This is a genomic window from Umezawaea tangerina (assembly GCF_003002815.1).
Classification (GTDB): domain Bacteria; phylum Actinomycetota; class Actinomycetes; order Mycobacteriales; family Pseudonocardiaceae; genus Umezawaea; species Umezawaea tangerina.
Genome location: NZ_PVTF01000006.1, coordinates 581,168 through 596,454 on the forward strand (window position 1 = coordinate 581,168; position 15,287 = coordinate 596,454).

General features: G+C 71.2%; 12 protein-coding genes. 6 read left to right on the top strand and 6 right to left on the bottom strand.

All coding sequences use genetic code 11. The features are described 5' to 3' along the window. Window positions 1–2: 2 nt before the first annotated feature. Genes CLV43_RS22900 through CLV43_RS22910 form a run of 3 tightly spaced genes read left to right on the top strand, consistent with a single transcriptional unit; the run spans window position 3 to window position 4,750 of the window. Window positions 3–965 carry a carbohydrate ABC transporter permease gene (locus CLV43_RS22900; RefSeq protein ID WP_245886833.1) on the top strand — a complete coding sequence of 321 codons (963 nt, stop codon included), beginning with the start codon at window positions 3–5 and terminating at the stop codon, window positions 963–965. Further along, on the top strand, window positions 962–1,825 hold the full coding sequence (locus tag CLV43_RS22905) for a carbohydrate ABC transporter permease (RefSeq protein WP_106189269.1): 864 nt from the start codon (window positions 962–964) through the stop codon (window positions 1,823–1,825). The genes CLV43_RS22900 and CLV43_RS22905 overlap by 4 nt, the downstream gene beginning before the upstream one ends. A 24-nt stretch (window positions 1,826–1,849) precedes the next feature. Continuing rightward, on the top strand, window positions 1,850–4,750 hold the full coding sequence (locus CLV43_RS22910) for a CBM35 domain-containing protein (RefSeq protein ID WP_106189270.1): 2,901 nt from the start codon (window positions 1,850–1,852) through the stop codon (window positions 4,748–4,750). 401 nt (window positions 4,751–5,151) lie between these two features. Here CLV43_RS22910 and CLV43_RS22915 read toward each other — a convergent pair whose 3' ends face one another. Then, complete coding sequence (locus tag CLV43_RS22915; RefSeq protein WP_106189271.1) at window positions 5,152–5,886, bottom strand: SDR family oxidoreductase; 735 nt, start codon at window positions 5,884–5,886, stop codon at window positions 5,152–5,154. A gap of 98 nt (window positions 5,887–5,984) precedes the next feature. Between CLV43_RS22915 and CLV43_RS22920 the strand changes: the two genes are divergently transcribed. The 3 genes from CLV43_RS22920 to CLV43_RS22930 all read left to right on the top strand — a co-directional run bounded on the left by CLV43_RS22920 (window position 5,985) and on the right by CLV43_RS22930 (window position 9,312). Then, window positions 5,985–6,548, top strand: coding sequence for a TetR/AcrR family transcriptional regulator (locus tag CLV43_RS22920; RefSeq protein ID WP_106189272.1), 564 nt, complete (start codon window positions 5,985–5,987; stop codon window positions 6,546–6,548). A gap of 170 nt (window positions 6,549–6,718) precedes the next feature. Next, window positions 6,719–7,468, top strand: coding sequence for an ATP-binding protein (locus tag CLV43_RS22925; RefSeq protein ID WP_106189273.1), 750 nt, complete (start codon window positions 6,719–6,721; stop codon window positions 7,466–7,468). An 11-nt stretch (window positions 7,469–7,479) separates the two neighbouring features. After that, a complete protein-coding gene (locus tag CLV43_RS22930; protein ID WP_106189274.1) occupies window positions 7,480–9,312 on the top strand; it encodes a CheR family methyltransferase in 1,833 nt (610 codons plus the stop codon). Between the two features lie 63 nt (window positions 9,313–9,375). Here the strand turns inward: CLV43_RS22930 and CLV43_RS22935 are convergent, their stop codons facing one another. The 5 genes from CLV43_RS22935 to aspS form a co-directional block, all read right to left on the bottom strand. After that, window positions 9,376–9,813, bottom strand: a complete 438-nt coding sequence (locus CLV43_RS22935; protein WP_106189275.1) for a DUF6069 family protein — start codon at window positions 9,811–9,813, stop codon at window positions 9,376–9,378. A gap of 126 nt (window positions 9,814–9,939) precedes the next feature. Next, the gene (locus CLV43_RS22940; RefSeq protein ID WP_106189276.1) at window positions 9,940–11,103 is read right to left on the bottom strand and encodes an anti-sigma factor antagonist; all 1,164 of its coding nucleotides are present in this window, start codon (window positions 11,101–11,103) and stop codon (window positions 9,940–9,942) included. Window positions 11,104–11,165: 62 nt separating this feature from the next. Further along, window positions 11,166–12,365 carry a hypothetical protein gene (locus CLV43_RS22945; RefSeq protein ID WP_106189277.1) on the bottom strand — a complete coding sequence of 400 codons (1,200 nt, stop codon included), beginning with the start codon at window positions 12,363–12,365 and terminating at the stop codon, window positions 11,166–11,168. A gap of 141 nt (window positions 12,366–12,506) precedes the next feature. After that, on the bottom strand, window positions 12,507–13,448 hold the full coding sequence (locus tag CLV43_RS22950; protein ID WP_106189278.1) for a DUF389 domain-containing protein: 942 nt from the start codon (window positions 13,446–13,448) through the stop codon (window positions 12,507–12,509). After that, complete coding sequence (gene aspS, locus CLV43_RS22955) at window positions 13,449–15,239, bottom strand: aspartate--tRNA ligase (protein WP_106189279.1); 1,791 nt, start codon at window positions 15,237–15,239, stop codon at window positions 13,449–13,451. It lies immediately after the preceding gene. Between the last annotated feature and the right edge of the window lie 48 nt (window positions 15,240–15,287).

Sequence of the window (15,287 nt, forward strand, 5' to 3'; positions counted from 1 at the left end):
CCGTGGCGGATCGGGGGGTGCTGCCCGCCGCGGCTCCCCCGCCCGCCGCACCCGCGCGCCGCAGGACCCGGCGCTCGCCGGTCTCCTGGGTGCGCGGGGGCGGGCTGGGCACCCTGGTGTTCCTCCTGCCCATGCTCGTCGTGTTCGGGCTGTTCTCCTGGTCGCCGATCGTCCAAGCGGTGGTGATGAGCTTCCAGGAGACGAACCTGGTCACCGCGCCGACCTTCGTCGGGCTGGACAACTTCCGGGCCGTGCTGGACGACCCGCTGCTGTGGACCGCGGTGAAGAACACGCTGTGGTTCGCCGTGCTGGCGCTGCTGCTGGGCTACCCGGTCCCGCTGCTCGCCGCGGTGCTGATGAGCGAGGTCCGCCGGTTCAAGGGCCTCTACAGCGCGCTGGCCTACCTGCCGGTGGTCATCCCGCCGGTGGTGGCCGTGCTGCTGTGGAAGTTCTTCTACGACGCCAGTCCCACCGGCGTGTTCAACACGGTGCTCGGCGCGGTCGGGATCGGTCCGGTGCCGTGGTTGCAGGACGCCGGGACCGCGATGGTGTCGCTGGTGATCGAGGCGACCTGGGCCGCGGCGGGCGGCACGATCATCATCTACCTCGCCGCGCTGACCAGCGTCCCGCCGGAGCTGTACGAGGCGGCCGAGATCGACGGCGCCTCGGTGTGGGGCAAGGTCTGGCACGTGACGATCCCGCAGCTGCGGGGCGTCCTGCTGATCACGTTCATCCTGCAGATCGTGGGCACGGCGCAGGTGTTCCTGGAGCCGTTCCTGTTCACCGGCGGCGGTCCGGCCAACGCCACCACCACCGTGCTGCTGCTCATCTACGACTACGCCTTCGCCAACAGCCTCGGCGGCGACTACGGCTCGGCCACCGCGCTGAGCCTGATGCTCGCCGCGGTGCTGGCCGTCCTGTCCGCGATCTACTTCCGGCTGACCCGCTCCTGGAGCACCTCATGAGCGACCGCGGCGTGCTCTCGACGTTCGACTGGCGCAAGCCCCGGATCCGCGGCACCGCGGCCGTGGTGCACGCGATCCTGCTGGTGCTGCTGTTCATCGCCGGACTGGGCCCGATGCTGTGGCTGGCGAAGGCGGCGATCACGCCGACGCAGGACACCCTGCGCCACCCGCTCGCCCTGTGGCCCAACGGGGTCGACCTCGCGAACCTGGCGACGGCGTGGACGCGGGTGCAGATCGACAAGTACTTCCTCAACACGGTCTGGATCGCCGCCGGGTCCTGGTTCGCGCAGGTCCTCGTGGCCACCACGGCGGGGTTCGCCCTGTCGGTGCTGCGGCCCCGCTACCGCAAGGCGCTCAGCGGTGTCGTGCTCGCGACGCTGTTCGTGCCCGCGGTCGTGCTGCTGGTGCCGCTGTACCTGACCGTGGTCGACATGTCGATGGTGAACACGTTCTGGGCCGTGTGGCTGCCCGCGGGCGCGAACGCGTTCAACATCCTGCTGGTGCAGCGGTTCTTCGACAACCTGCCGCGCGAGGTCTTCGAGGCCGCGCGCGTCGACGGGGCCGGGCCGTTCCGGCTGTTCCGGTCCGTCGTGCTGCCGATGTCCCGGCCGATCCTCGGGGTGGTGTCGGTGTTCGCCGTCATCGCCGCGTGGAAGGACTTCCTCTGGCCCATGCTCGTCCTGCCCGACCCGGCCGTCCAGCCGCTGTCGGTGCGGCTGCCCGCGTTGCAGCGCTTCATCGAGCTCGACGTGTTCCTCGCCGCGCTCGCCATCTCCACGGTCATCCCCGTCGCCCTGTTCCTCGCCTTCCAGCGCCTCTTCCTCAACGGCGGCGCGCTGTCCGGTGCCGTGAAGGGCTGAAACCACAACGGAACGGAAGTCATCGTGAAACCACCAAGGCGCCATGGACGTCGCCTCGCCACCCTGCTGGCCGTCACAGCTCTCGCGCTCTCCCCGCTGGTGCACGCCAATGCGGCGACCACCCGTGTCGAGGCCGAGCGCGCCACCCTCTCCGGTGGCGCGGCCGTCGCGACCGACCACACCGGTTACAGCGGAACGGGGTTCGTCGGCGGGTTCACCGACGGCAACAGGGGCGCGGCCAAAGCCGCGTTCGCGGTGTCCGCCTCCAGCGCGGGCGACTACGCGCTCGGCCTCGGCTACGCCAACGGCACCGGATCGGCCAGGACCCTGACCCTGACCGTCGACGGCGCCTCGCCGCGCCAGGTCACCCTGCCCGCCACGGCGGGCTGGGACAGCTGGGCCACCTCGACCACCACGGTCGCGCTGACCGCCGGTTCGCACTCGGTCGCCTACGCCTTCGGGTCGGCCGACAACGGCAACGTGAACGTCGACTACCTCGACGTGACCCCGAGCTCCCCCGGTGACAACCCGACCACGGGCCCGTTGTTCGAGGCCGAGCGCGGAGCGCTGTCCGGCGGCGCGGTGACCGCGACCGACCACACCGGGTTCACCGGCACGGGGTTCGTCGGCGGCTACACAGACGGCAACAAGGGCAGTGCGAGGACCACGTTCGCCGTGTCCACCACCAGCGCGGGCGAGAAGTCGCTGGCCGTCCGGTACGCCAACGGGACCGGGGCGGTGATGACCCTCTCCCTCTACGTCGACAGGACCAGGCTGCGCCAGATGTCGTTGCCCGCCACCGCGAACTGGGACACCTGGTCGACCGCCACCGAGTCCGCCACCCTGGGCGCGGGCAACCACGCGATCGCGGTCGCCTTCGACAGCACCGACTCCGGCAACGTGAACCTGGACAGCCTGACCGTCACTTCGGTGGTCGTCGGACCGCCCGCCGGTCCGGGTGAGGCGGAGTCCGCCTTCCTCTCCGGCGGTGCCGCGGTCGGCACCTCGACCTCCGGGTTCAGCGGCACCGGCTACGTCTCGGGCTTCGGCACCACCGGAGCCCGACTGGTCCGCACGGTCGCGATGGCCGACGCGGGCACGGCGACGGCGACGATCCGGTTCGCCAACAGCAGCGGCGCGAGCCGGACGCTGGGGGTGACGGCGAACGGCCGCGACGCCGGGACCGCGACCCTGCCCTCCGGTGCCGACTGGCGCACCACCACCGTGCCGGTGCCGCTGCGCGCGGGCGTGAACACCCTGGCGCTCACCGGCACCGGCGGCGACGCGCTCGTCGACAGCGTCGTCGTGGCGGGCGAGACCGCACTGGCGGCGCGCGGCGCGACGCTGCCCTACACCGAGTACGAGGCGGAAGCGGGCAGCACCAACGGGTCCGTGCTCGCGGCCGACCGCACGTTCAAGACCGTGCAGTCGGAGTCCAGCGGCAGGCGCGCGGTGCGCCTGACGACGGGGCAGTCAGTCAGCGTCACCCTGACCAAGCCCGCCAACGCCGTGGTCGTGCGCTACTCGATCCCGGACAGCGCGGACGGCGCGGGCCAGACCGCCCCGCTCGCCCTGTACACCAACGGGACCAAGAAGCAGGACCTGAGCCTCACGTCGGCGTTCAGCTGGGTCTACGGCACCTACCCGTACACCAACACCCCGGCCGAGGGGAACGCCCACCACTTCTACGACGAGACCAGGGCCCTGATCGGCGACCAGCCCGCGGGCACGGTCGTCAAGCTGCAGAAGGACTCCGGCTCCGCCGCGTACGTCGACGTCGACCTCGTCGACGCCGAGGTCGTCCCCGCCGCGGCCCCGGCACCGACCGGCGCGCTCGACGTCACCTCGTACGGCGCCGTCCCGAACAACGGGTCCGACGCCACCGCGGCGATCAGGAACGCCATCGCGGCCGCCTCCGCGCAGAACAAGCCGCTGTACGTCCCGGCCGGGACGTTCCGGATCACCGCGGCCGTCGACGTCGCCAACGTGAAGATCTTCGGCGCCGGGCCGTGGCGCACGGTGATCCAGGGAACCGCCAACCGCGGCGGGTTCTTCGCCACCGGCGGCAACGTCACGATCGCCGACCTGGCGATCTTCGGCGACGTCCGGTCGCGCCTGGACAACGCCTCGGACGCGGCGATCGAGGGCGACTTCGGCACCGGATCCCTCCTCCAGAACATCTGGACGGAGCACACGAAGGTCGGGATGTGGCCGGACTCCGGGACGAACGGGCTCTACGCGGTCGGCATGCGGATCCGCGACACGTTCGCCGACGGGGTGAACATCCACGCCAAGGACGGCATCGCCACGACGAACGTGCGGATCGACCAGTCGACGTTCCGCAACACCGGGGACGACGCGCTGGCGATGTTCTCGGAGTCGGCGGCGGTGACGGGCAGCGCGTACACGTTCAACACGGTGCAGGTACCGCTGCTGGCCAACGGGATCGGGATCTACGGGGGCAACGGGAACCGGGCCGAGGACAACGTGGTGTCGGACACGGTGACGGCGTCGGCGGGGATCGCGATCAGCACGCGGTTCAACCCGGTGGCGTTCTCGGGGACGACGGGGGTGCGGCGGAACACGTTGACCCGCACCGGCGGTCTGGAACCCAACTGGCCGGCGCAGCTGGGCGGGTTGTGGATCTACGCCGACACCAAGGACATCACCGCACCGATCGTGGTGTCCGACATGACGATCACGGACAGTCTTTACCAGGGGATCCTGGTGAGCTTCCAGAAGACGGTGACGGGGTTGAGTTTTGACCGGGTGACGGTGAACGGGGCTGGGACGTACGGGATTGAGTTGAACGCGGTTGGTAGTGCGTCGGTGGCTAACACCGTGGTGACGGGGGCGGGGTCTGGGGGGTTGTTGAACTCCTCGGGGTACGTGTTGAACAGGGGGAGTGGGAACTCGGGGTTCTAGGGAGGCGGAACCTGGCTCTCGGTTGCGTGGTGGGTCGCCCCTGGTGAAGCCCGGCACCCGGCGCGAAATTGTCTCAATGTCTCACCCCTGCTTGTCAAGACGGTTAAGCTGTCTTGACAAGCAGGGGTGAGGCAGGAGGGCGCTGTGTATCGGGGGCGGGAGGGGATCTGGCTTCGCCAGACATCGAGCTGCGCTCGACAGGGCATCGGGCTCCGCCCGACAAGGCATCCTCGGCTGCGCCATTGGACAGGGCATCGGGCTGGCGCCGACAAGGCCCCAGGCGCTCCGCGCCGGATGCGCGCTGGCGGGCTGCGCCCGACTGGGGATCCTCGGCTGCGCCGTTGGAGGGGAAGGCATCCGCGCTGCGCGTCGGACTGGCGGCAGGCGGGGATTGCTGTTGGTCAGGCTTGGGCGGTTGGGCGGATGACGATTTCGCCGACGTCCACGTTTGCGGGTTGGTCGATGGCGTAGGCGATGGCGGCCGCGACTGCGGTGGGGGGCATGGAGGCTGAGGTTGTGGCGGCGATTTGGGCTTGGACTTCTGGGCCTGCGGTGGTGCGGGCGCCTTCGGTGTTGGTCATGCCGGGGGAGATGATGGTGACGCGGAGGTCTTCTCCCGATTCCTGGCGCAGGCCTTCGCAGATGGCGCGGACGGCGAACTTGGTGCCCGCGTAGACGGCCATGGTGGGGACGATGCGGTGGCCCGCGGTCGAGGCGATGGTGACGAAGTGGCCGGAGCGCTGCTCGCGGAAGACGGGTAGGGCCGCGGCGATGCCGTAGAGGACGCCTTTCACGTTGACGTCGACCATGGCCTCCCAGTCGTCGACCTTGAGGTCGTCCATCGGGGAGATGGGCATGACGCCGGCGTTGCCGATGAACACGTCCAGGCGTCCGAAGCGCTCCTTCGCCAGGTCGACCAGTGCGGTGACGTCGGGGCGGTTGCGGACGTCCGTCGGAAGGAAGGCGACTTCGGCGCCCAGGGCGGTCAGGTGGGTGGCGGCCTCTTCCAGGCGGTCGGCGCCGCGGGCACCCAGGACCAGTTTGGCGCCGCGTTCGGCCAGCAAGGTCGCGGTGGCCCTGCCGATTCCGCTGCTGGCGCCGGTGATGGCGACGACCTTGCCGTCGATTCCGGACATGGGACTCCTCCGGTGGGGTGGTGACGTAGGATTGAAGCGGACAACTGTCCGGTTGAGTCCAACGTAACGGACACTTGTCCGGTTAGCAAGGAGGCGGGATGGTTCGGCGGGCGGACGCTGAGCAGAACCGGGCGCGGATCCTGGAGGTGGCGCGGGTCGCGTTGGAGGAGTCCGGGGAGGCGACGCTGCAGTCGATCGCGAAGCTGGCGGGCATCGGGCAGGGGACGCTGTACCGGCACTTCCCGAACCGCGAGGCGCTGGTGATGGCCGTGCACCGCCGGGACGTGCAGGAGCTGCTGGACGTGGCGCCCGCGCTGCTGGCGGCCCATCCCCCGCTGACCGCGCTGCGGCTCTGGTTCGACCGGCTCGCGGTGTACGGGCGGATCAAGCACGGGCTGGCGGGGGCGTTGCACTCGGTGACGCGGGACAAGCTGGCGGGTGAGGGCTACGACCCGGTCGTGGACACGATCGCCCTGCTGCTGTCCGCGTGCCAGGACGCTGGGGTGGTGCGGTCGGACGTGGACGCGGAGGAGGTGTTGCTGCTGGTGGGGTTCCTGTGGCGCATCGACCTCGACGACAACTGGGACACCAGGTCGGCGCACCTCCTCGATCTGGTGATGGACGCGCTGCGCGGGAGTGCCGACCGGCTCCCCGACGCCTGAACGGGCACAATGGGCCATGCGCCGCAGACCGCGTTGCGCACGTTGGAGGACAAGGTGAGCCTGGCCCGCACCGCCCGGAACCGGGGCAGATCCCGGCCCGCCGTGGGAACCGAGTGCTTCGAGGGGGTATCCGGGCACGTGACGGGCGTGTCGCGAGCGATGACGTCCTCTTGATCACGACCGACGTGGTCGTCCACGAGGGCGCCGCGGTCGTCGAGGTGTCCGGCCACCTTGACCTGTTGACCTACGCCGCGCTGCGCGACCTGCTGCTGAAGTGCGCGGTCGAGGAGCCGACGGCGATCGTCGCGCACCTGACCCGCGACTTCACGATCCGCGGCACGGCCGAGCTGAGCGTGTTCGCGACGGTGTGGATGCGGGTGTCCGAGTGGCCCGGTGTGCCGGTGATGCTAGTCGCGGACGACGAGGTGCTCGGGGAGGCGCTGTCCACCAGCGGCGTCGCCCGGTTCGTGCCGCGGTACCCGACGGTGCGGGCGGCGCTCGACGCGGTCGGCCTGCCGAGGGAACGGCGCAGGCACGAGGTGCGCTTCCCGTTCTCCAGCACCACACCGAGGCTCGCGCGGGCGTTCGTGCGGGACACCTGCGCGCGCTGGGACGTCCTGTCGGTCGTGGACGACGCCGTGCTCATCGCCAGCGAGCTGGTGGAGAACGCGATCCGGCACGCCGGGTCCGCGCCGTCGCTGCGGCTGGAGCTGCGGCCGGGCCAGTTCGCCATCGCGGTGCGCGACGAGGACCCGTCACCGCCGAGGCCGAGGCCGCTGGACAACGAGCAGCCCGGCGGGCGGGGAATGCCGCTGGTCGAGATCCTGAGCCGGGCCTGGGGCACGTCGCCGAGCCCCCGCGGCGGCAAAGTCGTCTGGGCGGTGCTCCCGATTCCCGACGACGCTCCGACCGGCAGGTAGCGTTACCCGGTGTGACCGACCGCACCGCCGAGCCGCTCGACGCCTTCGAGAACGTGCTGGCCCACCTCAAGGAGTCGAGGGGCTTCGACTTCACGGGGTACAAGCGCGCGAGCCTGGTCCGGCGCGTCCAGCACCGGATGAGCCAGGTCTCGGTCACCGACTACGCCGAGTACGTGGACTTCCTGGAGCTGAACGCCGACGAGTTCGACGCGCTGTTCAACACCATCCTGATCAACGTCACCGCGTTCTTCCGCGACCCGGACGCGTGGGACCTGCTGCGCGACGAGACCATCCCGGCGCTGCTGGCCGAACGCGACCCCGACGACCCGATCCGGGTCTGGTGCGCGGGCTGCGCGTCGGGCGAGGAGGCGTACAGCGTCGCGATCCTGCTGGCGGAGGCGTTGGGGCCGGAGGGTTTCCGGCGGCGGGTGAAGATCTACGCGACCGACGTCGACGAGGTGGCGCTCGCCCGCGCGCGGCACGCGACCTACACCGGACGCGAGCTGGAGGGCGTGCCGGAGGCGTTGCGCGAGCGGTACTTCGAGGTCCAGGACGACGGCAGGTCCTCGTTCCGCAAGGACCTGCGGCGGGCGGTCATCTTCGGCCGCAACGACCTCGTGCAGGACGCCCCGATCTCCCGGATCGACCTGCTGACCTGCCGCAACACGCTGATGTACTTCACCCAGGAGACCCAGTCGAGGATCCTGGGGCGCTTCCACTTCGCGCTGGTGCCGCGCGGTGTGCTGTTCCTGGGCAAGGCCGAGATGCTGCTCGGCCACACCCGCGTCTTCGACGCCGTGGACCTCAGGCGGCGGGTGTTCCGCCGGGCCGAGAACGGCGCGCCGGGCGGCTCGCACCTCGTCGCGCGCTCGTCCGCGCAGGACCGCCGGGTCGACATCGGCGGCCTGGACCGGTTGCGCGAACTGGGTTTCTCGGCCAGCCCCGTCGCACAGGTCGTCGTCACCGGCGACGACGTCGTCGCCCTCGTCAACCACCGGGCCGAGACCACCTTCGGCCTGTCGGCCAAGGACGTCGGCCGCCCTCTGCGCGACCTCGACCTGTCCTACCGCCCCGTCGAGCTGCGCGGCTACGTCGACCAGGCCAGGCTCGAACGGCGGACGCTGCGCGTCAAGGACGTCGAATGGGACCGCGGTCCCGGCGGCACCACGTGGTTCGAGGTCCACGTCAGCCCGCTCGTCGACTCCGGCAACGGGATCCTCGGCGTCTCCATCGCCTTCCACGACGTCAGCGCCGCCCGCGGGCTGCTGGTGGAGCTGGAGCAGGCGAACACCCGGCTCGAGTCGGCGTACGACGAGCTCCAGTCGACCAACGAGGAGCTGGAGACCACCAACGAGGAGCTCCAGTCCACTGTGGAGGAACTGGAGACGACGAACGAGGAGCTCCAGTCCACCAACGAGGAGCTGGAGACCACCAACGACGGGCTCCGGGCGGCGAACGACGTCCTGCGCGAGCGCGGCGGCGAGCTGGACCGGCTCAACGGGTTCCTGGAGTCGGTCCTCACGTCCCTGCGGGCCGGGGTGGTGGTGCTGGACACCGGGATGCGGGTGCTGGCGTGGAACACGGGGGCCGAGGAGCTGTGGGGGGTGCGGCGCGGCGAGGCCGAGGGCACGCACCTGCTGGACCTCGACATCGGGCTGCCGCTGCCCGAGGTGGGGGCGGTGGCGCGGAAAGCGTTGGAGGACGGGGGTTTCACGGCCGAGGTCGAGCTGGCGGCGGTGAACCGGAAGGGGCGGGAGGTGCGGGTGCGGGTGGTGTGCAGCTCGCTGCGGTCCTCGGGTGGCGAGGTCGGCGGGGCGATCCTGGTGATGGAGCAGGTCGGGTAGGCGCGGGCGGGCCCGGAGCCGCACCCTCCGGCGAAGCCCCGACCCACCGCGCCTCCCGGACGGCTACGCCTTGCGGACCGGCATGAAGTAGCCGAACGCGGCGATGCCGACGGCCGCGACCACGACGTGCATGACGACCAGCGCCGCGACGCCACCCCAGGTGGTGCCCGGCTGCGACTTGCTCAGGCCGATCATGACGTCCGGCACGAAGCTCACCAGCACGACGACGGGAGCACCGATGCGCAGGAAGCCCGCGGCGTTCGCGACCTTGGCCCGGACGACCGCCCACGCGATGCCGCCGATGAGCAGGCCCAGCACGCTGAGGAACGTGTAGGCGGGGAACGTCAGCGGGGGGAACTCCTCCGAGACGCCCGCGGCGTGGGCGATGGCGGCGATCACGGCGTCCAGGGCCACGGAGACGACCGCCGCGCCGAGGATCGCGACCGGCAGCGCGAAGGCGAGACCGCGGGCGCGCGGGGTGGCGGTGGTGGACTGGGACATGGCACTCCCGAGGTGGAGGCGACCGCGGACGGCCGCCGGTTTCAAGGTCACGTCGAACCTACCGACGTAGCTTGAAAGTTCAACCTTTTCGGGGAGAGCGTGTCACGTTCGTGCCATCCGGCGACCCTAGTGGGCCGCGGCCTCGTCGAGGTCGCGGGCGATCACGAACTCGCGCAGCAGGTCGGTCAGCTCCAGCGGGCGCAGGACGGTCTTGGAGTCGGCGACCAGCCGGAACGGGACGCCGCGGTCGCGGCAGGCGGTGCGCAGTTCGAGGAGCATGCTCAGCCCGGTCGACCCGAAGAAGGTCACGCGGGTCAGGTCGAGCACCAGGGGGCCGTCGAGGTCCGCCAGGACCTGCCTGGCCACACCTTCGACGCCCGGCACGGTGTCCATGTCGAGCTCTCCGCCGACCTCGACGACCACGCAGCCGGAGATCCGACGCGCCACTGCTTCGACATCCGAGAATTCCACAACCATCGCCCCGACCGGTCGAGAGGTACCTGCGATCCGCGGCTGTCTGCTCAACCACACCGAGCGTAACCCCCTTGGGGACCGTCGGCCGCATCGAATCGGTTCAGAATCGCGACTCGCGAGGATGATCCGCACCACCAGCGGGAACAGGTCGCGGCCGCGGCGCCACAACCACGGGACGCCCTTCACCAGGAGCCAGGCGGCGTGGTGCAGCGGCGTGATCCGCACTCCCCCGGTGCACTCCAGGCTCACGTCGGCGACGCCCAGCAGGCTCGCGAACTCCCGCGCCAGGCGGCGGTGCCCCAGTTCGGAGGGGTGCAGGCGGTCGACGCTCCAGGTCGACGGGTCGTAGGCGCCGGGGAGGCGGTCGAGGTCGACGCAGCCGATGCCGTGCCGTTCCACGACGGTGTCGACGACGGCGTTGAGGGAGGCGATCCGGTCGGACAGGGCGCGGCGCAGCGGGCCCGGCAGGCGGAAGACACGGCTGTGGTCGTGGAAGCGGACGGTGACGACGGCGGCGCCCGCGGCCCGCAGCGCGCCGACGACGTGGTCGAGGTCGTCGTGCAGCCGGACGGGGTCGAAGTCCGAGCGCAGGGTGTCGTTCATGCCGGCCAGCACGACCACCGCGTCGGGCCGCGCGGACAGGGCGTCGGCGAGCTGCACGGTCCGCACGCAGCCGATCCGGGCGCCGGGGAACGCGAGGTTGCGGTAGTCGGTGAACGACGCGGCGAGCAGCGGCCCGAAGCCGCGCCAGCCACCGGGAACGGGGTCGCCGATGCCGACGGAGGTCGAGTCGCCCAACACCACGAGGCTGCGCACGCCGCTACGGTCGCGCAGGCGGGTGTCGGCGGGGAGAAGCGGCGGCGAACGCCGCGTGCGGGTTACCGGAATGCCGGGTACAGCTGCAGGTTCGTCGCCTTGTCGCCGTAGCGCTGGACGAGCGCGGCGATCACGGCGTCGGCGTGCTCGACGATCTCGGTCACGTGCAGCGAGGCCGCGTCGGTGCGCAGCCGCACCCAGCGCGAGGTGAGGATCGTGCTGCGCGGCGGGGCGTCCTGGCCGCGGTGGCCGCTCTGCTCGGTCGCGGTGAGCTTGGCCAGCGCGCGCCACGTGGACAGCCACACCCACAGCAGCTGCGACTCCAGCAGGCGCGGCAGGAACACCGCGTCGTCGTCCAGGTCCGGCCACACCGAGCCGACCTCGGCGCGCCACGCGGCGACCATGGCCTCCGACATGCCCGCGGGCAGGCCGTAGGCGCACCAGCAGGACGGGAACGGCACCCGCAGGCAGGCGGCGTCGAACACGATGTCGCGGACGCAGCCGCCCTCGAAGTCGAGGAACCGCACGCCCTTGCTGGTCACCAGGTGGTTGTCCGGGCACGACGTGGACGGGCTGAACGCGCGGCGCCGGGACGACACGAAGCCCTTGACCGAGGCCGCGGCGAACTCGCGCGCCTTGGTCGAGGTCTCGACCTCCAGCGCGCGCTCCAGCAGGTCGGGCAGACCGTCCAGTGCGGCGTGCACGTCGACGGCCACCGGGTCCTGGCAGCACTGGCTGCCCTGGCGGCGCATCAGCGCGTCGAAGTCCGCGTCCCGACCGGCCGTGGTGGCGTGCAGCCTGCCCATCGCGTGCGCCCACGACAGCAGCCCGCGCTCGGCGGCGCGGGCGTCCTGCCCGAGCAGCTTGTCCGCGAGTCGCGGGGCCTTGCCGAGGTCCTCCAGCACGACGAGCCGCTTGCGGATGTCGTGCGCGACGAGCTCGGGGGTGAGGCGCTCCTCGGAGGGCAGCGCGGTGAGCAGCTGGTGGCTGACGGTCTCGTGCGCGAACGGGTCGCGGTCGGCCGCGGCGGGCGGGTAGCGCTTCACCACCAGCGTGCGGGGTAAGGAGAACGGGGTCGCGGCCACCCGGACGCGGACGACGACCGACCGGCCTGCTCCCCCGAGGTCCTCGGGATCGGCAAGCCTGATCTGTGCCCCGAACCGCCCGCTCAGCACCGACTGCGCGGCCGCCACCGCTTCCGCGATCTCGGGCGTGGCGTCGTCGTCGACGTGTGGTGAGCCGGCGGTGATCTCCACGCTCATCCCTTCCGACCCTACTCCGAATGGCCATGGTGCCGTCGTGCCTGACAGAAGTCGGTTGGGCATCGTGACGGTAGTGCTCAACCAGCAATGACTACCACTACTTGTCGGTAACGGCTACGAACCATACGAGATGTGGCACCGTCATCCGGTCGACAACGGCCTACCGGGGTCATTCGCCCGGTTTTTCCGACTCCGCACGGCCAGGACCAGCGCCGCCGCCACGACGATGCCGACCAGGTTCACCACCAACTGTCCCGCCGACTGGGCGCAGCGTTCCCACTCACCGAGAACAGCGGCTACGGCGGCGTAACCCGCCGCCGGGACGGTGGTGACGGAGATGAAGACGCCGACGAGCGCGGCCGACTTGGCCGAGGTCATCGACAGCATCCCCGCCGCGCCCGCCAGGAGCGCGACGATCAGCGAGAACGGCCCGACCGTGAACACGAAGTCGACCTGGTGGGCGTCGAGCACCATCGTCCGGTCGAACAGGCCGGTCACCGAGCCGAGCAGCGCACCGCCCGCCGTCACCAGCATGGCCAGCGGGAACCCCACGGCCAGCGCGATGCCGGCCCTGCGCACCAGGTCCCAGCGCCGCAGCACGAGGCCGACCGCGATGGCGGCGAGCGGCCCGAACTCCGGCCCCACGACCATCGCGCCGACGATCGTCACCGGCGAGTTCGTCACGACGCCGACGGCGGCCAGCAGGCACGCGATGGTGAGGAACGCCTGGAACGTGGCGTTGAGCCGCGACTCCTCGCCGGTGCGGGACAGCAGCTCGTCCCACACCACGGCGTCCGCGCCCTCACCGGGTGCGGCCAGCTCGGCCTCGTCGGCGGCGTCCGACAGCGCGGTGTCGATCTGCTCCAGCGTCAGGCCGCCGTGCTTGTCGATGCCCAGCCCGCACAGGGAGGCCACCACCTCGTCGGTGGCCTCCCGTGCGATGTCCGCCTCGACGACGTCACCCGCGGGCTCGACCGCCGCGCCGCGCAGCAGCACGACGTGCGTCGCGCCGGGGTGTTCCTTCAGCACGGCCAGGACCCGGTCGGTGACGTCGACCGGGCTGACCGCCCGCAGGTGGAGCACTTACTTGTCTGCCGCTGGCTTGTCCGCCGCTGGCTTCGCGTCCACGCCGGCCTCCTTGCGCTGCAACGGGGTGATCGGCGCCGGGGCCGCGGTCAGCGGGTCGTAGCCGCCGCCGGACTTCGGGAACGCGATCACGTCGCGGATCGAGTCCGTGCCGGACAGCAGCATGGCGATGCGGTCCCAGCCGAACGCGATGCCGCCGTGCGGCGGGGCGCCGAACTTGAAGGCGTCGAGCAGGAAGCCGAACTTCTCCTGCGCCTCCTCCGGCCCGATGCCCATCACGTTGAACGCCCGCTGCTGCATGTCCGCGCGGTGGATGCGGATGGAGCCGCCGCCGATCTCGTTGCCGTTGCAGACGATGTCGTAGGCGTAGGCCAGCGCGTTGCCGGGGTCCTCCTCGAACCGGTCCCGCCACTCCGGGGTGGGCGAGGTGAACGCGTGGTGCAGCGCCGTCCACTTGCCGCCGCCGACGGCGACGTCGCCGTCCTTGAGCTTCTCGGCCGACTCGAACATCGGGAAGTCCACGACCCACACGAGCGACCAGGCGCTCTCGTCGACCAGGCCGACGCGGGACGCGATCTCGACGCGCGCGGCGCCGAGCAGCGAGCGTGCGCCGTCCGGGTCGCCCGCCGCGAAGAAGACGCAGTCGCCGGGGTTCGCGCCGACGACCTTGGCCAGGCCCTCGCGCTCGGCCTCGGACAGGTTCTTGGCGACCGGGCCGCCGAGCGTGCCGTCCTCGGCCACGAGCACGTAGGCCAGACCGCGGTGGCCGCGCTGCTTCGCGAACTCCTGCCAGCCGTCGAGCGTGCGACGGGGCTGGTCGGCACCGCCGGGCATGACGACCGCGCCGACGTAGGGCGCCTGGAAGACCCGGAACGGGGTCTCCTTGAAGTAGTCGGTCAGCTCGACCAGCTCGACGTCGAAGCGCAGGTCGGGCTTGTCCGAGCCGTACTTCGCCATGGCCTCGGCGTAGCTGATCCGGCGGAACGGGCGCGGCAGCTCGTGGTCGGCCAGGCCCTTCCAGAGCGCCGAGATGATCTGCTCGCCGAGCTCGATCACGTCGTCCTGCTCGACGAAGCTCATCTCGATGTCGAGCTGGGTGAACTCCGGCTGGCGGTCGGCGCGGAAGTCCTCGTCCCGGTAGCAGCGGGCGATCTGGTAGTACCGCTCCATGCCGCCGACCATCAGCAGCTGCTTGAACAGCTGCGGCGACTGCGGCAGGGCGTACCAGGAGCCGGGGCGCAGGCGCGCGGGCACCAGGAAGTCGCGGGCACCCTCCGGGGTGGACCGGGTGAGCGTCGGGGTCTCGATCTCGACGAACTTCGCGGCGTGCAGCACCTCGCGGGCGATGCGGTTGGCCTCGCTGCGCGCGCGGATCGCCTTGGCCGGACCGCTGCGGCGCAGGTCCAGGTAGCGGTGCTTGAGGCGGGCCTCCTCGCCGACGTCGAGGTGGTCGTCCAGCTGGAACGGCAGCGGGGCCGACTCGTTGAGGACCTCCAGCTCGGTCGCGTAGACCTCGATGGCGCCGGTGGGCAGGTCCGGGTTCGCGCTGCCCTCGGGGCGCGCGGTCACGTCGCCGACGATCTTCACGACGAACTCCGAGCGCAGCCGGTGGGCGCGCTCGGCCATCTCGCCCTCGCGGAAGACGACCTGGGCGACCCCGGAGGCGTCCCGGAGGTCGATGAAGATGACCCCGCCGTGATCGCGCCTGCGGGCCACCCACCCGGTCAGGGTGACGGACTGCCCGGCGTGCTCGGCCCGGAGCGTCCCGGCCTCGTGCGTGCGCATCACGGGTGCTGCTCTCCTCATGCTCGTCTAGCTGACTGGCGACTGGCAGTC